The sequence below is a fragment of the Streptomyces longispororuber genome (genome assembly GCF_014656095.1).
GTDB classification, from domain to species: domain Bacteria; phylum Actinomycetota; class Actinomycetes; order Streptomycetales; family Streptomycetaceae; genus Streptomyces; species Streptomyces longispororuber.
Map to the genome: position 1 here is coordinate 18,498 of NZ_BNBT01000056.1, position 22,603 is coordinate 41,100.

Here is a 22,603-nt window from a genome sequence, read left to right on the forward strand (position 1 = left end):
GCGCGATGCTCTCAGCCCGTCCGGCGCTTGAGGACGAGCGCGCAGCGCGATGCCTCAGCCCGTCCGGCGTTTGAGGACGAGGCCGAAGGCCGGTGAGGGGCGGGTGGGCGGGAGGGAAGGGCAACAGCGAGCCCCGCAGCCGCACACCGTGCCGTAGCGTCGTCCCATGAACGACATCTCCGCGTACCGCGCCGCGCCCGCCCGCTACGACACGATGGAGTACCGCCGCTCCGGCAGCAGCGGCCTGCGGCTGCCGGCCGTCTCGCTCGGCCTGTGGCACAACTTCGGCGACGACCGCACCCTCGACTCCCAGCGGGCGATCCTGCGCCGCGCCTTCGACCTGGGCGTCACCCACTTCGACCTGGCGAACAACTACGGCCCGCCGCCCGGCAGCGCGGAGCTGAACTTCGGCAAGCTCTTCGCCCAGGACTTCGCCCCCTACCGCGACGAGCTGGTCGTCTCGACCAAGGCGGGCTACCTCATGCACCCCGGCCCGTACGGCGAGTGGGGCTCGCGCAAGTACCTGCTGTCCTCGCTGGACGCGTCCTTGCGGCGCATGGGCCTGGACTACGTCGACATCTTCTACTCCCACCGCTTCGACCCGGACACGCCGCTGGAGGAGACCATGGGCGCGCTCGCGTCCGCGGTCCAGCAGGGCAAGGCGCTGTACGTCGGCGTCTCCTCGTACAACAGCGAGCAGACCGCCGAGGCGGCCCGGCTGCTGCGCGAGATGGGCGTGCGCCCCCTCATCCACCAGCCGTCGTACTCGATGATCAACCGCTGGACCGAGGAGGACGGCCTCCTCGACACGCTGGAGGCGGAGGGCATGGGCTGCATCTCCTTCGTCCCGCTCGCCCAGGGGCTGCTCACGAACAAGTACCTGAAGGGCATCCCGGAGGGCTCGCGCGCGACCCAGGGCAAGTCGCTGGACCCCGACCTCCTGAACGACGAGGTCGTACGCCGTCTCAATGGCTTGAACGACATCGCGTCCCGGCGCGGGCAGTCGCTCGCGCAACTGGCGCTGAACTGGGTGCTGCGCGACGAGCGCATGACGTCCGCCCTCATCGGCGCCTCCAGCGTCCGACAGCTCGAGGAGAACGTGGCGGCCCTGTCCGGGCCGAAGCTCACGGAGGCGGAACTGGCGGAGATCGACACGTTCGCGGTGTCGACGCCGGGCACGAACATCTGGGCCGGCAGGAGCTGACGCCCCCGGCCCCGCCACCGGCCCCGGGCGGGCGACGGGGCCGGTGGGCCGGGCGGGCCCCGTGGCGGGGCGCCGTACGGGAGGGGCTCGCTCCTGGCGCTTCCGGACGTACGACGCCCCGTGGCGGTCGCCCGGACGGCTCGCCCCCGGGGCGCGAGGGCTTTCGGGCGGGCGCGCGGCGGGCTCCTCGGCGGGCGCGCGGACGGCTCTCCGGCGGGCGCGCGGGGCACGCGCGGGGCAAAAGAAAACGGGCCGGTCCGTGGGGGGGGGAGACGGACCGGCCCGAGGGGGGGTTTCCACCATAACCCTTCGTAAGTGGTTCGCGGTGCATCGGCGTGCCACAACTACTCTCCGAGACCGTCCGGCGACCGCCCGGCCCCGGTGGTGCGCCGGTTTCCGGCCCGGACGGCGGTTTCCGGTCCTCGGAAGCGGTAGCTCCGAAGGGGTGACGCGGGGCGTGGCGCGCACTTGACGTACTGGGCGCGGCCGGGCGCCCGCGAGCGCCGTACGGGAGCGCGGCCGGGCCCCTGTGCCACCCCCATGGCGGTGGTGCCCTCTCTCAGGGGCCGGGGGTGGCCCCCGGGAGGCGGCGGCCCCGCCCCGGGGCGCGTGCGCCGTCCACAGGCTGGGGACGCGGTGCGCCGTGGGCGTGGCGTACCGGGTCGGGACGCGGGACGGCGTCGGCGTCGGCGGTGCGGTGCTCGCGGGCGCAGGTGGCGCGGACGGCGCAGATGGTGCGGCCGGTGCGGACGGCGCGACCGGGCCCGGTCGGTCTCTTCCGGGTGCGGGAGCGGCGGAGGCCGGGGCGGCGGCGGAATCCGGAGGTGCGCCGCGGCGTGCGCCCGGTGGTGGACCTGAGTGCACGCGACCGGGACCGCACATGGGAGTACGGTGCGGCGCCGGCGCCCGGGCGGGGCGCGCACGAGGCCGCGCAGCCCCCTCCACTGCGCGGCGCCGCCCGCGCAGCTTTGCGCCCGCGAATTAGCGTTGGTCTGAACTTACCGTGCCTCCCCGGGCGGAATCGAGCCAGTGCCCGCACCGGTCGATAACAATGTTGACTCGACGCGGAGATGACGGACCGAGTCGCCCCCGATTGCCCGAATTGCCCGCACAGGCCTGGGCCTTCACCCCGCGAGCCGTACCGCCCCGACACCCCACCGCCCACGCATCACCGCACACACCCCACATCACCCGCATCACCGCCCACGCACGACGCGCGGCGGCGCCGCCCCGCCGCCTCAGGCGATGCGCGCGGCCGCCGCGGCGGCCTTGGCCTCCTGGTTGGCCACGATGCGGGCCATGTGCTCGTCGCCCCAGAGGCCGAGCGGTTCCAGGGCCTTGTTCAGCGACTGGCCGAGATCGGTGAGGGAGTACTCGACCTTGGGCGGCACCTCGCGGTAGACCTCGCGGTGCACGATGCCGTCCGCCTCCATCTCGCGGAGCTGCTGGATCAGCATCTTCTCGCTGACACCCGGCACGTGCCGCCGCAGCTCCCCGAAGCGCAGCGTGCCGCCCGCGTGCAGCGCCCACAGGATCATGGGCTTCCACTTGCCGCCGACGACGTCCACGGCCGCGTCCAGACCGCACGCGTACGGCGCCTTGCCCTTCGCCATGTGCCAACTCCTCGTCTGCGTACGGCGCCCGCGCCGCCCGACCGCGCCGCGGATCCGCCTCACTCACCGGATCGACAGTACAGCCGTACCGGCAGGGGAGCACCGGGCGCGGGCGCGGGAGTTCACCGCTTGCGGGCGTCGAAGAGGTGCCGGGTGCTGTGGGCCACGAACGGCCCGTCGCGCAGGATGCGTTCGTGCAGGGCGCGCAGCGGCTCCCGGTAGGCGTCGACGGTGAACCCGGGCACGATCCACACCACCTTGCGGAGGAAGTGGACGACGGCCCCGATGTCGAAGAACTCCATCCGCAGCCGCTCGGCGCGCAGCGCCACCACCTCGAGCCCGGCGGCCTCGGCCGCGGCCCGCTCGCCCTCGGGGGCACGGGCGTCGCGGACGTCCCGGGGCTGCTCGCCCAGGAAGTACTCGACGAGCTCGAACACGCTGCGCGGCCCCACGTGCTGGGCGAAGTACGTCCCGCCGGGCCGCAGCACCCGGGCGATCTCGTCGAAGTCCGGGGTCACGGGGTGCCTGCTCGTCACGAGGTCGAACGCGCCGTCGGCGAACGGCAGCGGCGCGTCCTCGGCCGAGGCCACGACGACGGCACCGCGCGGGTGCAGCAGGGCCGTCGCCTTGGCGAGGTTCGGCGGCCACCCCTCCGTGGCGACGGCGACCGGCGGCAGCGAGGGCGCCGCCCCGAGCACCTCCCCGCCCCCGGTCTGCACGTCGAGCGACGCCGAGGCCCGCCCGAGCCGCTCCCCCATGGCCCGCGCGTACCCCCACGAGGGCCGCGCCTCGGTGGCCCGCCCCTCGAACCAGGAGAAGTCCCAGCCTTCGGTGGGGGCGGCTTCGGCTTCGGTGAGGAGGTCGTCGAAGGTGCGGCGACCGGTGGACGCGCCGTGGGGGGAGGTACTCATGGGCCGATGGTCCCAGAGTGCGCCCGGTCCGCCCGGGATTACCTACGGGCCGCTTCGAGGTGCCGTACGAGCCGGTCGACGTCTGCCCACGCGGCGGGGTCCGTGCCGTCGCCGAAGCGGTAGTGCAGCGCGGGGGCGCCCACCGGCCCGAGCGGGGTGGGGCGGTGCGGCAGGGGCGGGCTCCCGGCGTGGGCGCGGCCGACCGCGCGTACGTCGGCGGCGCCCAGGGTGAAGGAGACGGGCACGGGCGGGTGCTCCAGACGGGCGGGGACCGTGAGATCGGGGCGGGCCCGGTGCAGGGTGACGAGCAGGGTGCTCAGTCCGTGCCCGGCCACGAGGGTCTCGGCGAGCGGCTCGACGGCGTCCAGGGGCACGGGCGCCCCGGCGGCGAGGCCGATGTCGAGGGTGACCTCCTGGGCGACGCCCGTGCCGGTGCGCAGGACGCGCAGCGTGGCGAGCGCGGGCCGGTCCGGGTGGCCGACGGCGAGCAGATGGCTCGGGGCCGGGGCGCGGTCGCGGGCCAGGGCGGTCAACTGCCGGGTCGACCAGGGCAGGTTGATGGGCTCGGCCGTGCCCCAGCCCGCGGGGGCGGCGCCGGTGAGGTGGCGCCAGGCGGCCTCCAGGCCGCGGCCGAGGACGAGGTCGGGGTCCGGGGCGTGCTGGGTGCGGAAGGCGAGGGTGAGCCGGTGCCCCGCGGGCGGTTCCTGCGGCGCGAAGGCGTCCGCCACGACGGATTCGCCGTCCTCGGTGCGGGCGGGTGTGAAGGTGCCGTCCCGCCAGTGCAGCACGGCGCCGGTCAGGCCGTCGTAGTACCCGTGGTCCGGGTCCTGGACGACCCAGCGGTTGGGCGGACCGGTCAGGGCGGTGCGCAGGGGCAGGCTCAGACGGGCGTGCGCCGGCGTGACGATGTGCAGGGCCCGCCCGGAGGCGGCGGTGGCGCGCAGTACGTCGGACAGCCACGCGGTGAGGGCGATGACGGGCCGGTCGGCGAGGACGACGGCGGTGGAGTCGGTGAGGACGTCGACGGCGGGCAGCGCGGCGTCGGACCCGCCGCCCGCGGCGGGCCCGGGGGCCGTGCCGGAACCGCCGCGCGCCCCGGAGACCGTGCGGGCGCTGCCGTCGCCGTGGGCACCGCCGACCGTGCGGGCGCTGCCGTCGCCGTGGGCACCGCCGTCGCCGGAGTCGTCCGGTACCGGGACGACCCCGACCGTACCGGCCCGCGGCGGCCACGTGGTGCCGCCGAGGAGCAGCGTGAGGCGGCCGCAGAACGACCCGGCGAGGGCCTCGGCCTCCGGCAGGGCGGTGGAGGCGCGGGCCTCCGTCCACCAGAACGGCACGTCGGGGGCGGGGAACTCCGGGCCGAGGAGGCGCTGGGCCTCGCCCGGGGTGTGCACGACGACGGGTGCCTCGACCGAGACGAGGGGGCGGCCCCCGGGGCTCCGTAGCTGGATGACGGCGTCGTCGGCGGCGGTCGTCACGCCGAGGCCGGGGCCACCCGCGTGCAGGCCCGCGACCAGGGCCGCCGCGTCGGGCATGGCGGGGGTGAGGGCGATGACGTCCTTGGTCACGGTGACTGGGTCCCGTCGGGCTCGGGGGCGAGGGCGGTCTGGACGATCCGGTGGGGCCTGCCGCGGCGGGACAGGGTGCCCCGGCCGGGGGGCTGGGCGGACGGGTAGAGGCCGGGGAGGAGCTGGCCCTCGCTGCGGTCGCCGGTCATGAGGAGGGTGGTGGTGCCGGTCTCGCGCAGGGCGGTCAGGAACGGCTCGTACAGGGCGCGTGAGGCACCCGCGACGCGGCGGGTGACGACGAAGTGCAGGCCGATGTCCTGGGCGGAGGAGACGTAGGGCAGGAAGGGGGTGAGGGGCTGCTGGCCCGCGGCGGTGAGGATGTCGTAGTCGTCCACGAGGATGACGATGCGGGGGCCGGTGAAGGCGGGGCCAGAGGTTTCGGGGGCGTCCGGATCAGCGGTTTCCGGGAGGCGTTTCTCCAGCTCGCCCGCGATGCCGGTGGCGAGGGCGGCGGCGAGCTTGGCGTTGTGGGCGTAGCCGCCGCGGTACGGCTCGGGGATGTGGCCGCGAAGGCCGCGGCGCGGGTCGAAGACGCCGAAGACCAGGTCCTTGTCGCCGTACCGGTCGATGAGCTGGGCGGCGACGAGCTTGAGCAGGTTGGTCTTGCCGCACTCGTTGTCGCCGAGGACCAGCAGGTGCTGGTCGCCCGCGAAGAGGTCGAGGTGGACGGGGGCGAGGGCGTCCTGGTCGACGCCCAGCGCGATGCGGTGCGGCTCGGCGCCCGGGCCGGGCAGCCGGTCGGCGGGCAGGCGCGTGGGCAGCACCCGGACGGGTGCGGCGACGTCGCCGTGCCAGGTGGCGGCGACCGTGCGGGCGGCCTCCTCCAGGGCCGTGCCCAGGTCCCCGGTCTCCGGGCGGCCGTCGGTGCGGGGCAGCGCGGTGTGGGCGAAGAGCTTGCCGTCGGTCAGGACTCGGCCGGGCGCGTCCGCGGTGAAGGTCTCGGCGAGCTTGCGGTCGACCGTGGAGTCGGAGGGGTCGTTCAGGCGCAGCTCGACGCGGGTGCCGAAGAGGGACTGGGTGGCGATGCGCACGTCGTTCCAGCGGAGCATGCCCGCGACGACGTGGATGCCGTAGCCGCCGCCCCGCTTGAGCAGGTCGGCGATGGCGTCGTCGAGGTCGGTGAACTCCTCGCGCAGCGCGCCGAACCCGTCCACGAGCAAGACCAGGTCGGTGGAGCCGAGCTCCGGGAGCTCGCCGTGGGCGCGCAGGCTCCGCAGCCGGTCGAGGGAGTCGATGCCGTGCTCGCGGAACACCTCCTCGCGCAGGGCGAGCTGGGCCGTCAGCTCGGCCACGGTGCGGGCGAGGCGCTCGTGGTCGGCGCGGGAGGCGACGCCGCCGACGTGCGGGAGCCCGGCGAGCGCGGTGAGGCCGCCGCCGACGAGGTCGAGGCCGTACACGGCGACCTCCTCGGGGGTGTGGGTGAGCGCCAGCGCGAGGGTCAGCGTGCGCAGCAGCGTGGTCTTGCCGGACTGGGGCCCGCCGATGACGGCGACATGCCCGCCCGCCACGGTCAGGTCGAGGGTCCACAGCCCCTGCCACTGCTTGGCCGGGTCGTCGAGGACGCCGAGCGGGACGCGCAGGTGACCCTGGCCGCGGCTCAGGTGCAGGCCGCGACCGGACACGCGCAGCGGCCCGGCCGCCGCGTCGAGGGTGAGGGCGTCGGGCAGCGGCGGCAGCCAGATGCGGCGCACGGGCGGGGCGGCGGTGGCGAGCCGCTCCACCATGGTGGACAGCACGGTGGGCCCGGTCACGCGCTCGCGCGCCGAGGTCTGCTCGCCGGGCCCGGCGTCGTCCCGTACCGCGGTGTTGAAGGCCGGGTAGGGCCACACGAGCGGCCGGGTGTCGGCGTCGTGGTCCGGTACGGCGGGGCCGGGGAGCGCCCCGGAGACGTATCCGGCCTTGAAGCGCGTGTACGTGGACGTGTCCACCTTCAGGTAGCCGAAGCCGGGCAGCGGCGGGAGTTCGAAGGCGTCCGCGGTGTCCAGGACCGTACGGGACTCGTCGGCGGAGAACGTGCGCAGGCCGAGGCGGTACGACAGGTACGTCTCCAGGCCCCGCAGCTTGCCGCTCTCGATGCGCTGGCTGGACAGCAGCAGGTGCACGCCGATGGACCGGCCGATCCGTCCGATGGACAGGAACAGGTCGATGAAGTCGGGCTTGGCGGTGATGAGTTCGCCGAACTCGTCGATGACGACGAACAGGTGCGGCAGCGGTTCGAGGCCACGGCCGGGCTCCTTGGCGCGCAGCGCGGCGTAGTGCCCGATGTCGGCGACGTCGCCCGCGTCCTTGAGCACCTGCTGGCGGCGGGTGATCTCGCCGGCGAGGCTGGTGTGGACGCGCTCGACGAGGTCGGCCTGGTTCTCCAGGTTGGTGATGACCCCGGCGACGTGCGGCAGCGCGGTGAAGGGCGCGAAGGTGGCGCCGCCCTTGTAGTCGACGAGGACCAGGGCCAGGTCCTCGGGCGGGTGCGTGGCGGTGAGCGCGAGGACGAGGGTGCGCAGGAGCTCGCTCTTGCCGGACCCGGTGGCGCCCACGCACAGGCCGTGCGGGCCCATGCCGAGCTCCGCGGACTCCTTCAGGTCGAGCAGGACGGGCTCGTGGTGGTCGTCGAGGCCGATGGGGACGCGCAGGAAGTCGCGCTCGCCCCGGGGCGCCCACAGGTCGGCCGGGTCCAGTGCGGCCGGGTCGGCGACGCCGAGGAGCTCCGGGAAGCCGACCGGGCCGGACACCGGTGTGCCCTCGGCGGCCGACTCCGCGGTGAGCCGCAGCGGCGCCAGCATGCGGGCCAGGCCCTCGGCGCCCTCGGAGCTCACCGTGTCGGCGAGGCCGTGGGCCGCGGGTGCTTCGGGGGCCCGCAGGTCCTCCACGGTGAGGTGCTCCCCCTCGACGGTGATGCGGACGCTCACCTCGTCGGGCTCGTGGATGCGCTCCTGCAGCAGGTGGACCACGGTGACGCCCATGTCCGCGAGTCCGACGGCGGCGTCCGGGCGGGGCAGTTCGGCGGCGTTCTCGCCGTAGGCGTCGCTGACGACCAGCATGCGGTCGGTCATGCGCAGGGCGCGCCGGTCGGAGAGGCCGCGCCGCACCTCCGCGGCGTAGGCGGCGCGGCGGCGCAGGTCGCCCGCGCACAGACGGGCGAGCCCGGCGAGGCCGGGGGCGATGCGCCGGGCGGCGACCGGCTCGTCGTACGCGTCCGCACCGGTGTCGTCGGTCAGGGTGTGCGGCAGCCACTTGACCCACTCCCAGCCGTCGAGCCGCTCGCCGGGGACGCCGAGGGCGAGCGCCACGTCGTCGGGCGCGTGCGCGACGGCCGTCTGCACGAGCAGCGCGCGGGCCACGCGCAGCACGCCCTCCCGGTCGCCGACGACGCTCACGTTGCCCGCCCGGTCCAGCGGCACGGTCAGCGGGAAGTCCGGCGCGACGGCGAAGCGGGCCTGGAGGGCCCGGGCCTCGTTGAGCATGAACGGGTCGGGCGGGGTGAGCACGCCGCCGACGCCGTGCTGCGCGATCACCACCTCCTGGACGGGGACGTCGCCGGTGCCGACGCGCACGTGCAGGAAGTCGCTGTCCGCGCGGCGCCGCTCCCACAGCCTCGCCGGGTCGCGGACGAGGTCGTGGAGGGCGCCCGGGGGCGGGTTGAGGAGGCGGGCGCGGTCCCGGGTCCGCCTCTCCCGCTCACCGAGTTCGTGGCGCTGCTCCTCCACGTACTCCAGGTAGCGCTCGCGCTGCGTGCGCCGGGTGCGCTGGGCCTTGCCGCGCTGCGACAGGAACAGGGCGACGGCGGCGAGCAGCGCGAAGACGAGGACGACCGCGCCGAGCGCGGCGAACTGGCTGGAGCGGATCACGGTCATCATCACGACCGAGCCCATGACGCCGGCCATCGGCAGCAGCGCGGTGGCGGCGTTGCCGAGCTTGCCCTCGGGCAGGTTCGGCGGCGGCTCGACGGTGTGCCGGTCGGCGGTCGGCAGGGGCCTGGTGGTGCGGGCCGGGCGGTGCACGAGGCGGTGGGTCATCGCGGGCTCTCCTGGGTCACCGGTGCCTCACCGCACCTGTACCGCGCGCCGCATCGCCTCGGCGGCCAGGCGCGTGACGGAGGCGCGGGTGGCCTCGGCGAGCCGCTCGGTGCGGATCGGGCCGCCGGCCGCGAGGTGGCGGTCGTAGCCGAGGGGGACGACGGTGACGCCGGTCTCGCGCAGGTGCGCGGTGGCGGACTTCGTGTGCAGGGTCATGTCCGGGGAGTGGGCGGTGAGGGCGACGACGGTGGTGGCGAGCGCGGAGTGCGGCAGTCGGCCGAGCCAGTCCAGGACCAGGCGGGTGCCGTTGACGCCCTCGGCGGTCATCGGCGCGACCACGACCCGCGCGTGCGCGGTGTCCATCGCGGTACGGGCCACGTCGCCGGGGAGCGTCTCGCAGTCCACCACGGTCACCGCGAAGTAGCGGCGCAGCGCGAGGGTGACGGTCCGGTACGTCGGTACGTCCAGCGGCGCGCCGACCCGACCCTGGCTCGCGGGCAGCAGCCAGCCGCCGCCGCTGACGGGCACCAGGTACCCGGTGACGTCGGTGAGCCGCATGGCCGGGCTCAGGATGCGGGCGAGGTCGCCGCAGGCCCAGCGCACGGTCTCGGCGCCCATGCGCACCGGCAGCGTGCCGAGCGCGGCGTCGGCCTCCAGGGTGAGCACCGGGTCGTGCCGGTAGTGGGTGAAGGTACGGCCGAGCAGCGCGGACACGGTGGTCTTGCCGACGCCCCCGCGGATGGAGGTCACGGCGACGACCCGGCCGGTGGTGACGGGCTGCTGCACCTCCTGGGCGAGCCGGGCCCCCTCGTCGACGTCCCGGGAGGCGGACCCGGTCAGCTTGCGCAGCGTACGGCCGGTGCGGCGCAGGGCGGTGTCGCCGTGGGCGGGGGTACCGAGGGCGAGGGCCAGGCGGGGGTCGAGGGTGGGGGTGGGGGGAGGGGGCGGGCCGGGGGTCCGGGCCGGGGGTTTGCCGGGGGCGTTGTGCGGCGCGGGGGGTGAGCCTGGGCTGGGGGCCGGGGCGGGTGCCGCGGGGCGGGGGGCCGGTGGGCCGGGCTCGGGCGGCGGGGGCGGGGGTGCCTCGTGGTCGCGGGCGCTGTGGGGGGCGGTGCTTCGGGCGCCCTTGGGGGGCGCGGGGGCTGCACGGGGTATGGGGGTCGGCTGTATGGAGGATGTGGAGGAGGGGGCCGCGACGGGGGCTGTGGAGGAGGGGGCCGCGGAGGGCGGGGGGACGGGGGCCGGGTGCGCCCCGGGCGGGGTGACGGACGCCGGGTGCACCCCGGGCGGGGCGACGGACGCCGGGTGCACCCCGGGCGGGGCGACGGACGCCGGGTGCACCCCGGGCGGGGCGACGGGGGAGTCGCCGGACGCCGGGAGCGCCGTGGCTGAGGTGGTGGAAGTGGTCGAAGCCGTCGAGGCCGGGGCCGCCGTGGGCGAATCGGCGGGCGCCGGGGCCGCCACGGCTGAACCGGCGGACGCCGGACCCGTCGCGGGGGTTGTCACAGGAGCCGGTCCCGCAGCAGGTCCGGCCGCAGCCGGGGTCGCGGTGGGGCCATCGGCCGCAGCCGGGGCCGCCGAAGGCGGGGCTTCCGAAGCCGGAGCGGCCGAAGCCGGGACCACCGCGGGAGAACCAGCTTCAGCCGGACCCGGCGAGGCCGAACCGACCGGCGCCCGACCCGCCGAAGGCGGAACCTCCGCGGCCGGACCCCCCGAAGCCGGACTGACCGAAACCGAACCGGCCGACGCCGGAGCCGCCGTGGGAAGACCGGCCGCAGCCGGGCCCACCGAAACCGAGCTGACCGAAGCCGAACCGGTCGGGGCCGGGCCCGCCGAAGGCGGAGTCTCCGCGCTCAACTCCCGCAGCACGTCACGCTGCCAGTCCCAGCCCTGTGCCTCGTGCTGTGCCCTGTCCGCTGCCACGCCTCGCACCCCACCTCACGCGAAGGTGTCGAGCAGACGCCCGTACACACCGAACACACCGAGCAGCAGCGGTACGAGCGCGATCACGCCCACCGACTCCAGCACGTCACCGACCCGCCGCAGCCGTACCCGCACGTGCTCGGCGGGACGGACGGCGAGGACGAGCAGAGGAGTGACAGCGAGGACGACGAGCACCGCGAGCGGCCCGGCCGCGCCCTCCCGTTCCAGCCACACCCACACCAGCCGTACCACCACGGCGGAGGCGCCGAGGTGCAGCGCGACGACCTCGGCGATCAGGGGGAAGGCGCGGGCCCGCAGGGCGAGCACCAGCGCGGTGGCCACGGCGAGCAGCACGGTCCAGGACGACACGTCGCGTACGACGAGCACGCCGGCCGCGGCGGCGGACGCGGCGAGGACGAGGGTGGCGAGGACGAGCCCGCGGTGGGTGGCGGCCAGCGCGGTACGGACCTGGTAGCGGCTCACCGACACCCCGCCCGACCGCCGGTCGTCGAGGCCCGACAGGCCGGAGGCCGTCAGCGCGAGCCGCGGCAGCACGCCGAGGGCCACCACACACACGACGGCGAGCACCGCGCCGACCCGCGCCATGTCATCGCCCTGCGTCACGAGGGCGGCCTCCCACACGACGGTGGACCCGGCGAGCGCTCCGGCGCCCACCAGCCCACCACGCCCGAGCGGCGTGACAAGCCCGAGCAGGGCCAGTGCGACGGCAAGGGCCAGGGCGACTCCGGCGAGCCGCCCCTCACCGCCCCAGCCGTTGGCGTCGGCGGCCGTCCAGACACCGAGTACGCCCAGGGCGCCGGCGGCGGTGATCAGCCCCGCCGCGAGGTCGACGCGCCGCGCGCGCCCGAGCAGACCGCCCACGACCGCGGCGAGGGCGGCCACAGCGAGGAGCCCCGCCCCCACCCGGGAGGCGGCGAACTCGCCCCGGGCCAGCACCCCCGCGAGCAGCGCCCACCCGACGACGGCGCCGCCGCACACGACGCTCCGGGCGCGCGGCCCCCAGCGCCACGCCCGTACGTCGAGGTCCCCGGCGGCCTCGTCGGTGACGTCGTGCACCACGGGCGCCGAGGGCGCGTCCTCGGCGCGCACGAGCCGCAGCACGGCCCCGTCGGCGACCCCGGACGTCTCCAAGGTGCTGTCGAGCGCGAGCGCGGACCCGTCGGCGGTCACCAGGTGCCGGAGCTCGGGCCGCTCCCCCACCTGGTCGTCGAGGAGCCGCATCACCTCGGGCAACAACACCCCGACGGGCTCCTGAGAAGGCAGTACGAGATCAACTCGCCGCCGCTCCCCCACCAAGGTCACCCGGCTCAACGCCACACGACCTCGGCTACGGCTCAATGCCCCCGCGGATATCACAAGTTCGAACCTATCACCGAGAAGAAGGGCCCACGGAGGGCGTTTCAGACACACCGGACGCCGGAGAACGGGTCACACCACCGGAAACCCCGGGCTTCTCCTTCATCACCCTTTCGGAACCGAAGGACCACCCCACGCACCCCGCACACAACACAGCACCGATCACCACCCCACCGAACACCTTCCCCAACCGCTCGTCCCACCCCCGCCGCTGCCGCGCACCACCGAAAACAACAGCATCCCGAAGCCGCCGCCGCCGAACGGAAACGGACTCCAGCAACTGGCTGTCGTAGTCCTGGGCGACCATGAGTATCCATTCCTCACAAGATCCGCGGGCGGCGGGGTCCGCACGTCCACCCGGCCCTTGTTGTGCACCCGAGTTTTCGTGTTCTCACCGAGAGCCCAAAGCGACGTTCGCCGGAGTCGAGGCACCGACCTCCACGACTGAAACGCACAGCGCGTGAGCCACAATCGGGGCGTGTCTTCCGGCGGCACTCAGTCGTACCGGTCAAGCACGCCGGAAGTGACCGATACATCACCAGCGAGGGCATACATACCGCACCTGCAATTACACGCCCGTCGACCCTCCACAAATAGCCGAAAACACCACCGGCACTCTGATCACTCCGGTGGAACTGGCTGCTTCATGCCTTCACCGAAGAGATATTCATACATCCCTTGCAGGTATTCATAGAGAGTCTCCTCGTCAGGGAACTCGATGTCTGTCATCCTCTCGTAATCCCCGACGGAGACATTTCGTTCCCGCAGCACCTCCTGCAGGCCTGTGCGCACACCGTTTATAAACGGGTCACCAAACGCCATCAAGGTAGGCCGCAGAGTGCCACTCGTATCGTAAGCCTCCTCAAGGTGCAGGTAGATGCTGATGAACCTTTCAAGTTCCGCGTTCACACGGCGGCCTTTCTACGGATGACGACCGGGAGCCGGATTAGCGTACATCGTATGCAAGTTCCATCTGCCATCATGGAAGCGGTACACCGGCTTGATGGTGCCACCGGCGAAGTCTACCGGCAGGAACTCACTCGGATTCGCCGGATTGCGGTAAAATCCAGTGAATCGCTCATGCCCTTTAGGGCCCAATATCTCCGCGATCGGCGTCTCACCAGGCGGCACACCCTGCTCAATCTGGCTCCTGAAGTACGCGTCCGCGATGACCATGTCCTCCGCGTCATCGAACCTCGTCGCGTAGGGACCGACCCTATGAGGTCTGCCGGTCACCCCATCGACGGTGGTCCCGGTCAATGGGTCGACGTTGTTCTCGGACTTCAGCAGGCCTGGAGCACTTGAGTTGGGGCCGTAAACCTTGGGAACACCTTGCGCGTCGGTCTGCACAGTGCCCAGACGGTCCTTCAGCGCTTGATCGCTCGGACGCAGGTGACGTCCCGGCGCATGCCCTTCGCCCCCTTGACGATCATCCAACTCCTTGATGCGGTCGTCGACAGCCTGTGGGTCAAGCAGTGAGTGCTCTCCCGAAGGGATTCCTTGAGGAGAAGCGCTGCCCCCGCTGACCGTACCAGCGGTGGGCGGTGCCCCACCCGAGCCATGTGATGTGCCGCTGGCCGCATCGGACCCGTCGCTCGACGTGTGCCCAGCGTGCGTCTGCGCGGTAGAACCTGCTCCTGCCCCTTGCCCCGGGGAGGTGTGGTCTGCGGTAGGTGCGTGTGAGTCGTGCACCCCGCCGCCAGGCGTGTGCGGACCAGTCTCACCGGAGACCCCATGGGCCGCGCTGTTGCCCGGCAGGTGGTCGCCCACCCTCCCCACTTCCCCGGTCACCGCATCGTTCGCATGAACTCCAGCCAACACGGCCGGCCGCTCCTGAGCCCGGAGGGCCGGCGGTATCTCGCTCTTGGAAGCTGCGGCGCGCTCTGCGCCAGAGGGCTCTCGCTGCCCCGCCCCCTCCTTCTTCATGTCGCCCAGGACCCTGCCGTGCTCGTCGACAATGGCCCCTTCCCGCGTCATGTAGAGGGTGTTGCCCTTGCTGTCGGCGTACGCCCGTGCGTCATCCGGTACGGCCGCGGGCCGTGGACGCGCGTTCGCGCCTTCGTCCACCAAGCGGTAGGAGCCGTCGGCAACGCCGAGCGGGCCCCCTGTCCGCGCATGGCGCAGTGGCGCCAGCAGGTCCCCCACCTTGGACACCGTGAACGTGACGCCCTTCGCCGCGTACGTGAACGGGTCCACCGCCCGGCCGACCTTGCTGACGGCCGAGATCGCCTTCGCCGCCGCGCCGGCCTTCGCGGCGGAACCCGCGCCGCGGGTGGCGGCGATGGAAAGCGCGTTGAAGCCCACCAGACCGCCGGCCCGCGCCGGGTTCTTGCTCCACTGGTCGTACGCGATCAGGCCCTTGCCCGTCTCGACCACCGCTCGCCGGGAGTCCCGCAGCCAGCCGGGCAGTTGCTCGTCCTTGGCCATCCAGAAGACGCTGGCGGCAGGTCCCATGGAGAGGGTCACGCCGACGCTGAGCTTGGCCAGATTGGTCCACGCCTCCCCGGCCGCGCCCCAGCCGTCCCCGCCGACCAGCGTCTTCAGCGCCTTGCCCGTACCGATGACGCCGTCCACGAAGAAGCCCTTGCCGACTTCCTTCGCCTGGTGGGTGAACCACTCGATGCCGTCGTAGTCACGCTCGGCCTTGGCGCCCCAGGGCAACTCCTCGGCCGAGTCGAGGACCTCGTCGGTGAAGCCGTACGTCCCGCAGCTCTGCTCACCGTTGTCGCTCGGCTCCAGCTTGATGCCGTCGACCAGCGCAGTGATCTTGTTGTGGCAATCCCGCTCGGCCTTGCGGAAGGCCTGCGTCGCCGCCTTCACCTCGTCTATCAGCCGGTTGTTGTGCTTGACCTTGTCGTCGTCCTTGCGCCAGTCGTCGTCGGTGGAGACCTCGTCGATGTAGAAGGCGCTGGCCTCGATCTGCAGTTGCTTGAGCTTCTCCACGAGCGGCCGTACGTCACCGGCGTAATCGCTCAGCGCCTGCGCGACCTTCTCCAAGTCGTCGGCGAACGCGTCCGTCTTCGTCTGCACCGGCTTGGTCGAGGCGAACAACTGCTCCGCCTCCGGTGCCTCGTAGAAAGCCGTGAGCCCCTGGAATTCGGAGTGGACGTCACCACCCGCGTCCCGGAACTGCGACGCCTCGCGCCGCAGGTCCGACACGTCCCGCTCCAACTGCTCCAGGTCGCCGGTGAACTGCGGAATGCCGTTGGGGTCGATGACCTTCTCGCTCACCTGCCACCGCCCGCGTCGCCCTTGCGACCGCCGTTGACACCGGGCATGTCGGGCACGATCCCCTTGATCGCGTCCCGGTGCTTGCTCGCGGCCATCTCCAGGTCGCCGTCGATGTACGCCTGCGTCGCCGCACGCGCGCCGAGCAGGGAACTCGCGGTCCGCCGCGAGATGTACTTCAGGTCCTCCGACCACTGCCGGGCGAACACGCCCAGCGCGGAGGCCACCGGCCCCTGCACCCCGCCCTTGCCGTCCTTGTCGGGCTTGCCGTCCCCCTCGTGCCCGCCCTCGGCGATCGTGCCCGCCGAAGCGGCCGCGCTCGGCAGCGTCTTCTCCATCTTCTGGCCGGCCTTGGCCATGCGCTCAGCCGCCTCGCCCGACTTCCGCAGCACGCCGCCGACGCCACCGGGCTTGATGTCCCAAGCCGTCACCACACGCCCCCTAGATCCCCGTCATCCCCGCCGTCCAGCGACGGCACGGCGGCCCGCGCCATCGCCGTCGTCCTGCCCTCAGCCGATGTTGTTGACCGCCGCCCGCGCCTTCGCCAGCGTGGTCTGCGCCGTGCCGTCGTTCTCCTCCAGCGTCGAACGCACCAGCCGGATGATCTCCCGGACCTCGTTCGCCGCCTTGTTCCAGCGCACTTCCTTGCCGTGGTACTCCTCCGACACCCCGTCGGCCTGGTAGTCGGCCATCGCGGCCTTCACCGCGCGGTCGCGGTCCCCGAGGACGCGCTCCAACTGGCCGATGATGATGTGCAAACTGCCCTGTACGTCGGCGGATGCGCCGGTGTCGTACGAACGCCGGTCCTGATTACCAGCCATGACTGACAACTCCCCGTGGCGAGTGGCGATGAATGAATGAACTGAACGGACGGACCTGCAGCGGGACTCAGGGCCCATGGCCCAGCGGCCTCACGCCGACTCACCGGCCCACAGCCGGGCCGGCAGCGCACAGCGGGCCGGTGACGCACGGCGCGCCGACGGCTCCGACGCCTCAGCCGGAGAAACGGGCCGCCTGGAAGTTCGCCGCACCCATGTTTCGGTTGGCGTTGTCCGACTGCTCCTGCGTACCCGTCGCGAACGCCTCGTCCATCCCCGCCTGACCACCGAGGATCGACCGCAGCGACCCGTTCAGGTCCGCCGTGATGTCGTCCACCCGCAGCTTGAACGCGTCGAACGTCGCCTTGCCCGCGCCGTTGAACTTCCCCTCCAACGGCTCCGCCGCCGACACCAGCGCCCGGATCAACGCGCCCAGGTCATCACTCGACCCCGACGTCTGCTTCCCCAGCGTCGCCAGCGTCGTCTCACCCATGTCGAACTTCACGAACCCACCCCCGCTTCGGCTTCCGATCCCTCGCGACGTCCCGGCAGCCTCACGCCCCGCTCACGCCACGTAGCTCATCGAACATACTCTCCCATACGGCGTTGCAGGCGCAACGGGGTTGGGTAGGGACTGGCGTAATCGCGCCGCCGGGTGGCGGGCTCCGGATCACACGCACCCGCACGTCGCTCGTGCCCAGGCTCTGACACCCGCGCCTTTCGACAGTTCCACCTGGCACAGTGCGGGCGACACCGCTACGCGGGGCTGGTGCCAGCACCCTTGACGCAGTGTTCACTCTGGCCGGAAAGGAGCGATGGGGATGAGTTCACCACCGTGAGCGAGCCTCCGCACACACCCGGGATACGCACGTGCGATCAGTGGTCAGTAGCCTGAGTCGCCGCGCGGACACGGCGATACGCGTGCAGCAGCGAGCCCAACGTGACGGGGAGTGCATCGTGCGAATAGAGCGTCATCACGTCGGCGCCAAGGCGGTGTCGGCAGTGCGCGACGGCTTCGGCGGCAGGGTGGGTTCGCAGGTCCGGACGATGTCCAAGGTGGGGCCTGTCGTCGGCGACGACTGGTGGATGCTGTCCGAGGAGTACCTGGACTACTTGGGTGCCCTGTCCGCGGAGGTAACGGACCTCGGCATTCCAGAGGCCCAGGCAGTCCTCCGTGACGCCACCGAGTCGGCCGTCGGAAAGGTGGCGTACGCGACCCTGCTGCCTCTCCTGCCTCTCGCTCTGGCCGCCCTCGCCTACCGTCGCGAGGGGTGGCATCTGCCGTTCGAGACGGACTACCTGCCACGTGCGCTGGTCACCGGATTCGAGTCCGCCGGCCCCAGGGTCCAGGCGTACGGGCCCGAGCGCCGCCCCGACGCGGCGGCGGAGCTGTCGTCCGGGCCCGTCACCGTCGTGCGGCCGGAGAACCCCCGGCCGCTGGACACGGACAGCGAGGCCGTGCTGGAGCGGGACGCCCAAGCTCTTCTCGACCCCGCGCGCGATGAACCAGCCTCCGCCAACAAGCTTTCACGCGACATGAACAGGCAAGTGCTTCTGTTCACGTTCCGCGCCACGCGCGGCGTCGATGTCAGCGATCAGCAACTGCGCCACCTGCAGTTGGCATCCCGGTTCGGAGCTGCGACCTTCCAGACCTCCCGCGCTGAGGGCGTGTACGACTCGCACTACACCGGCGCTACTCGCTGGCTCACCGCCGTGAACCTCACCCTGATCACCGGCGTCCGTGAAGACCTCACCCCGCTGGTCCTCACCGACCTGAGCCTGATCGCCGACGGTTCGGTCTTCACCCCGTACCACAGAGCCCTGCACGACTATCTCCGTGCTCAGGACGCCAGGCCCGCCATGGACCGGGCCCTGGTGCGGTACGACGACGCTGTCCGGCAGGGGCTTCTCCCACCTCCTGCCATCCTGCTGTCCCAACTGGTCGAGGGAGACGAGGAGAGCTTCAACCTCGCACTCCTGGACGCGCTGGAGACCCACCGGGACCACTACCGCGTGGCCGACCGGGCCGACGATCCCGATGCCGCGATCAGCCTGGACATCCTGGCTCTGAACTGCCACGCCCGTCGCCGGGGATGGGCCGTAAGGGTCTCGTCCCCCTATCTGCCGCCCCGACTCCTCGAAGCCGCCCAGTCCTTCTAGACAAATCCCGTGGGCCTTAGTCTGTGCGTCATGGATCATGTTCCCTTCGTTCCCGACGACTTCACCGTGCCTCTCGGTCTCGTCGGTGACGGGTTCCGGCTTGAGCCGCTCGGGCCGCAGCACAATGACGCCGATTACGCTGCCTGGTCCGGGAGCGTCGCGTACATCCGGTCCACTGCGGACTTTCGCGAGCGGTCTTGGCCGCCGGCCGAGGGGATGAGTCTCGCCGACAATCTTCGTGATCTCGAGGAGCACGCTTCCGACTTCGCCGCGCGGCGGGGATTCACTTACACCGTGCTGGCGGAGGACGGTGGGGATGTGGTCGGGTGTCTGTACATCTATCCGGGGCGCGACGAGCCGCGCGTCGCCGTCGTGCGGTCCTGGGTGCGTGCGGATCGGCTGGAGCTGGACGGGGTCGTGCGTGCGGCCGTTGCTGCCTGGCTGGAGGCTGAGTGGCCCTTTGGAGAGGTTCGGTATCGGTCAGGTGTTTAGGACGTGTATGTCCGCTCCCCGGGTGTTGAGCCAGTCCGCCAGGGCTGTGCCTGCGAGCTGGTGCCGCGTTTCGGTCGTCTGCACAGTTGCCGGGCCGAACAGCGTGCCTGTCAGGCCTTGGACCACCGTGGACTCGTCCAGTACCGCCCGTAGTGAGGTCTCCTTCACCGTCGCGTCGGTCAGGTCCGCTCCCTGGAGGCGGGCGTCGCGCAGTGTGGCGCCGTTGAGTCGTGCCGCACTGAAGTCGGCTGCGCGCGCGTCCACGGCGTGCAGGGAGGCGCTGCCCAGGTTCGCCCCGCGCAGCACGGCGCCTCGCATCGAGGCCTCGTCCAGTTCGGCCTTGACCAGGCACGCGCCCGTCAGGTCCGCCCCGTCCAGGACGGCTCCCTCCAGGTGCGCGCGGTACAGGTCCGCGTCGATGAGCCTCGCCCCCCGGAGGTCGGCTTCGCAGAGGAGGCCCATGGAGAAGTCCGCGCCGGAGAGGTCGGCTGCCGACAGGTCCAGGCGGACCACGTCCAGGTAGGTGTCGGTTCCGTCGGCCCAGGCCCTGAGGGCCGCGGCGGCCCGGGGGTCGGTGGGCATCCGTCCGACCGTCCTCCCTCCGACCGCCCTCCGTCCCGTTCTCCTGCCTCCCTCCCGGGCGCCGTGCCGCGCGTCGGTCATGGCGTGCGGCGGATCATGCACCACGTACGCGGGCCGCCCCCGGGGAGGGGGACCTCCGCAGTGACCTCGAAGCCCAAGCGCTCGTAGAAGCGGACGTTGCGTTCGTCGGAGGTCTCCAAGAACGCCGGTACGCCGTCGCGCTCCGCCGCTTCCATGCCGGGGCGCAGCACCGCCCGTCCCAGGCCGCCACCCTGGCATGCCGGGTCCACCCCTACCGTGCCGAGGAACCACACCGGCTCCGTCGGGCGGTGCGGGGCCAGGGCCGCCTCGCACTCCTCGTACGCGTGCAAGCGGTCGCCGGCCAGCTCCGCGAAGGGCGGGGCCAGTTCGGCGAAGACCATGCCCGCGTCCGTGGTCTCGGGCGTGGTCCAGGCCGCCACCGCGTCGCCGTCGTCGGCCACCCAGACCCGGCCGTGCTCCAGGCCTATACGCGTCAGGAAGAGCTCCTGGAACCGCTCGACCCGGCGTATGTGGTCGTCCGCCGCCACCGTGTGCCTCGTCCAGGCGTAGTCCGCGAACGCCCGCCCGAGGGTGCGGACCGCTCGCGGTATGTCCTCGGCGGTCGCCGGGCGGACCTCGGGGGCCGCCGGGGCGGTGCCGCCGTCGGTGGCAGTGGTGGTGGCGCTGTTCGTGCCGGTGTCGATGTCGTGCTTGGACACGGGGTCCCCCCTCGATCTCGTACACCTGCACAACGATCGCCGCGCCCCTCTTGTCCCCGCTCGGGGAGGGAAGATTTCGAAACCGGGTTCCCGCCTCGTGTGTTCCCCCTCCCGTCACGCACAGGTGCGGCGGGACGGCGGCAGGCCGTACGCGCGCGCCCCCTCCCGGGGCAGTACCGCCCACATGCGCGCCCCGCCCCCGGGTTCCCGCGCGTCCCCGAACCCCCAGTCCCCGGCGCAGGCGCGCACCACGCACGCCATCAGGGTCAGCGACGCGCGCCGACGCTCGTCGCAGACCTCGGCGAGCCGCGGGTTCGTGTGCCGCGGGTGGCCGTCGTAGAGCAGCACGCGCAGGGCTCCGCCCCGGTAGCGCAGGCACAGGTACACCTCCCCGTCCGGGGCGAAGCGGCAGGCGCACAGCGCCAGTTCGGCGACGACCTGGAGCGCGGCGTCGGCCACGTCGTCCAGGCCGTGGGCCTTGAGCGCGGCGGCCGCCGTGCGGCGCGCGACAGCCGGGCTCGTGGCCGCCGCCGGGAGCGTGAGGCTGTACGCGAGGTCGTCCGGGGTCGGGCCGGAGCCCACCCCGAACACGGGCACGTCGTCGACCTGGCGGTCGGGGCAGGCGTTCACTACGGCCAAGGGCATGGCCAACCTCCGGTCAGAAGTGCGTGGGTTCGGCGGACCCGTGCGCCGGTCGCGGATCTCCGTGCCACCGGCCCGCCGCCCCGGGAGAGGGCGTACTCGGCTCGGTGACGGCGTGCGCTTCCGGCTGCGCCGAGCGTGAGCGGTATGTCACCGACCGTAGGACCGCTGGAGTCACAGTGTCCACCGCTTCGGAGATAATTACCCCTATCGCGGTTCGCTCAAGAACCCCGCTCACGGCAGACTTGGGCGCATCCAGCCACGAGAAGGGGCGGTATGCCGACCAGAAGCACACCGACGGAGCGGCAGAGGCGGCTCGGCGCCGAGTTGCGTCGCATGCGTGCCGCGGCGGGTGTCACGACGGAGTACGCCGCGGGGCTCCTCGGCATCGACAGGACGCGGCTGTCCAACATGGAGTCGGGCATCCGCCCCGTCTCCGCCGACCGCATCCGGACGCTGGCCTGCAACTACGCGTGCGCGGACGACCGGTACGTCGCCGCGCTCACCGCCATGGCCGAGAACAAGGAGCGCGGCTGGTGGGAGAAGCACCGGGGCACCCTGCCGCCGGGGCTGCTGGACATCGCCGAGCTGGAGTGGCACGCCGCGCGCGTACGGACCTCACAGGTGCTGCACGTGCCGGGGCTGCTCCAGACCGAGGGCTACGCGCGCGCCGTCTTCGACGCCGTGCTGCCCCCGCTGACCCGACTCGAGGTCGAGCTGCGCGTCGCGCACCGCATGGAACGGCAGCAGGTCCTCACGCGCCCGGAGCCCCTCGCGTACGTGGCGTACGTGCATGAAGTCGCGCTGCGTATGCCGTTCGGCGGGGTCGCGGTCACGCGCGAGCAATTGGGATACCTGGCCGCCGTTTCCGAGCGTGAGAACGTCGGGGTGCGCGTCGTACCGACCGGCGTGGGCGCGTTTCCCGGCGCCGGGCACGCCCTGCTGTACGCGGAGGGGGTCGTGCCGCAGCTCGACACCGTGCAACTGGACTCCGCCCACGGGCCGGAATTCACTCATGCCGAGGCGCAACTGACCAAGTACCGTGCACACCTCGACTGGTGGGACGGTGCCGCGCTGCCGCCCGCCCGGTCACGCGACCTCATCCGCAGGATCGCCCGTGAACTCTGAGGAGACGCACGCCATGGCCGACATCACCTGGGAAGAGCCCTTCTGCGGTGAAGGGAACAATTGCTTCCGCATAGGCACCGACCCCCAAGGCAACGCCTACATCGCCGTCGCCGGGGCCGAGGACGCGTACCTCACCGACTCCCGCGAGGCCCTCCGCGCCCTCATCCGCGACATCAAGGCCGGCAAGGCCGACCACCTGCTCTGAGG

General features: G+C 72.7%; 19 protein-coding genes. 5 read left to right on the forward strand and 14 right to left on the reverse strand.

All coding sequences use genetic code 11. The features are described from left to right. Positions 1–166: 166 nt before the first annotated feature. Positions 167–1,204, forward strand: a complete 1,038-nt coding sequence (gene mgrA / locus IE330_RS18885) for an L-glyceraldehyde 3-phosphate reductase (RefSeq protein ID WP_190137223.1) — start codon at positions 167–169, stop codon at positions 1,202–1,204. A 1,238-nt stretch (positions 1,205–2,442) separates the two neighbouring features. Here the strand turns inward: mgrA and IE330_RS18890 are convergent. From IE330_RS18890 to IE330_RS18940, 11 genes are all read right to left on the reverse strand, one after another. Beyond that, on the reverse strand, positions 2,443–2,817 hold the full coding sequence (locus IE330_RS18890) for a winged helix-turn-helix transcriptional regulator (protein WP_190137224.1): 375 nt from the start codon (positions 2,815–2,817) through the stop codon (positions 2,443–2,445). Positions 2,818–2,939: 122 nt separating this feature from the next. Beyond that, positions 2,940–3,728, reverse strand: a complete 789-nt coding sequence (locus tag IE330_RS18895; protein ID WP_190137225.1) for a class I SAM-dependent methyltransferase — start codon at positions 3,726–3,728, stop codon at positions 2,940–2,942. A 38-nt stretch (positions 3,729–3,766) separates the two neighbouring features. Beyond that, positions 3,767–5,296: a DUF6177 family protein gene (locus IE330_RS18900; RefSeq protein ID WP_190137226.1), complete on the reverse strand. Its 1,530-nt coding sequence runs from the start codon at positions 5,294–5,296 to the stop codon at positions 3,767–3,769. Beyond that, positions 5,293–9,309 (reverse strand): type VII secretion protein EccCa, encoded by a 4,017-nt coding sequence (eccCa, locus tag IE330_RS18905; RefSeq protein WP_190137227.1) that lies wholly within the window; start codon positions 9,307–9,309, stop codon positions 5,293–5,295. Before eccCa ends, IE330_RS18900 begins: the two co-directional genes overlap by 4 nt. 27 nt (positions 9,310–9,336) lie before the next feature. Beyond that, positions 9,337–10,095, reverse strand: coding sequence for a CpaE/TadZ family protein (locus IE330_RS18910; RefSeq protein WP_190137228.1), 759 nt, complete (start codon positions 10,093–10,095; stop codon positions 9,337–9,339). A 1,149-nt stretch (positions 10,096–11,244) separates the two neighbouring features. Next, positions 11,245–12,606: a type VII secretion integral membrane protein EccD gene (gene eccD, locus IE330_RS18915; protein ID WP_373314684.1), complete on the reverse strand. Its 1,362-nt coding sequence runs from the start codon at positions 12,604–12,606 to the stop codon at positions 11,245–11,247. Positions 12,607–13,227: 621 nt separating this feature from the next. Beyond that, on the reverse strand, positions 13,228–13,515 hold the full coding sequence (locus tag IE330_RS18920; RefSeq protein WP_190137252.1) for a hypothetical protein: 288 nt from the start codon (positions 13,513–13,515) through the stop codon (positions 13,228–13,230). Positions 13,516–13,527: 12 nt separating this feature from the next. Then, positions 13,528–15,837 carry a hypothetical protein gene (locus IE330_RS18925; RefSeq protein WP_190137230.1) on the reverse strand — a complete coding sequence of 770 codons (2,310 nt, stop codon included), beginning with the start codon at positions 15,835–15,837 and terminating at the stop codon, positions 13,528–13,530. After that, on the reverse strand, positions 15,834–16,265 hold the full coding sequence (locus tag IE330_RS18930) for a DUF6507 family protein (RefSeq protein WP_190137231.1): 432 nt from the start codon (positions 16,263–16,265) through the stop codon (positions 15,834–15,836). Before IE330_RS18930 ends, IE330_RS18925 begins: the two co-directional genes overlap by 4 nt. Before the next feature lie 78 nt (positions 16,266–16,343). Then, a complete protein-coding gene (locus IE330_RS18935) occupies positions 16,344–16,655 on the reverse strand; it encodes a pore-forming ESAT-6 family protein (protein WP_190137232.1) in 312 nt (103 codons plus the stop codon). Between the two features lie 172 nt (positions 16,656–16,827). Next, entirely contained in the window at positions 16,828–17,157 is a 330-nt protein-coding gene (locus IE330_RS18940) for a hypothetical protein (protein WP_190137233.1), read from the reverse strand. 452 nt (positions 17,158–17,609) lie between these two features. On the opposite strand from IE330_RS18940, the gene IE330_RS18945 reads away from it, so the two are divergent. Together IE330_RS18945 and IE330_RS18950 are read left to right on the forward strand one after the other, a co-directional pair. Next, entirely contained in the window at positions 17,610–18,812 is a 1,203-nt protein-coding gene (locus IE330_RS18945) for an immunity 49 family protein (protein ID WP_190137234.1), read from the forward strand. A 30-nt stretch (positions 18,813–18,842) separates the two neighbouring features. Then, positions 18,843–19,304, forward strand: a complete 462-nt coding sequence (locus IE330_RS18950; protein ID WP_190137235.1) for a GNAT family N-acetyltransferase — start codon at positions 18,843–18,845, stop codon at positions 19,302–19,304. On the opposite strand, the gene IE330_RS18955 is transcribed toward IE330_RS18950, so the two are convergent. From IE330_RS18955 to IE330_RS18965, 3 genes are all read right to left on the reverse strand, one after another. Continuing rightward, positions 19,293–19,886 carry a pentapeptide repeat-containing protein gene (locus IE330_RS18955; RefSeq protein WP_229925761.1) on the reverse strand — a complete coding sequence of 198 codons (594 nt, stop codon included), beginning with the start codon at positions 19,884–19,886 and terminating at the stop codon, positions 19,293–19,295. The two genes, IE330_RS18950 and IE330_RS18955, sit on opposite strands and share 12 nt — an antisense overlap. A gap of 77 nt (positions 19,887–19,963) precedes the next feature. Then, positions 19,964–20,518 carry a GNAT family N-acetyltransferase gene (locus IE330_RS18960; RefSeq protein ID WP_229925765.1) on the reverse strand — a complete coding sequence of 185 codons (555 nt, stop codon included), beginning with the start codon at positions 20,516–20,518 and terminating at the stop codon, positions 19,964–19,966. Positions 20,519–20,740: 222 nt separating this feature from the next. Further along, positions 20,741–21,271, reverse strand: coding sequence for an ATP-binding protein (locus IE330_RS18965; protein ID WP_229925762.1), 531 nt, complete (start codon positions 21,269–21,271; stop codon positions 20,741–20,743). Between the two features lie 273 nt (positions 21,272–21,544). Between IE330_RS18965 and IE330_RS18970 the strand changes: the two genes are divergently transcribed. Together IE330_RS18970 and IE330_RS18975 are read left to right on the forward strand one after the other, a co-directional pair. After that, positions 21,545–22,396, forward strand: coding sequence for a helix-turn-helix domain-containing protein (locus tag IE330_RS18970; RefSeq protein ID WP_190137237.1), 852 nt, complete (start codon positions 21,545–21,547; stop codon positions 22,394–22,396). 13 nt (positions 22,397–22,409) lie between these two features. Next, positions 22,410–22,601 carry a hypothetical protein gene (locus IE330_RS18975; RefSeq protein ID WP_190137247.1) on the forward strand — a complete coding sequence of 64 codons (192 nt, stop codon included), beginning with the start codon at positions 22,410–22,412 and terminating at the stop codon, positions 22,599–22,601. Positions 22,602–22,603: the final 2 nt, after the last annotated feature.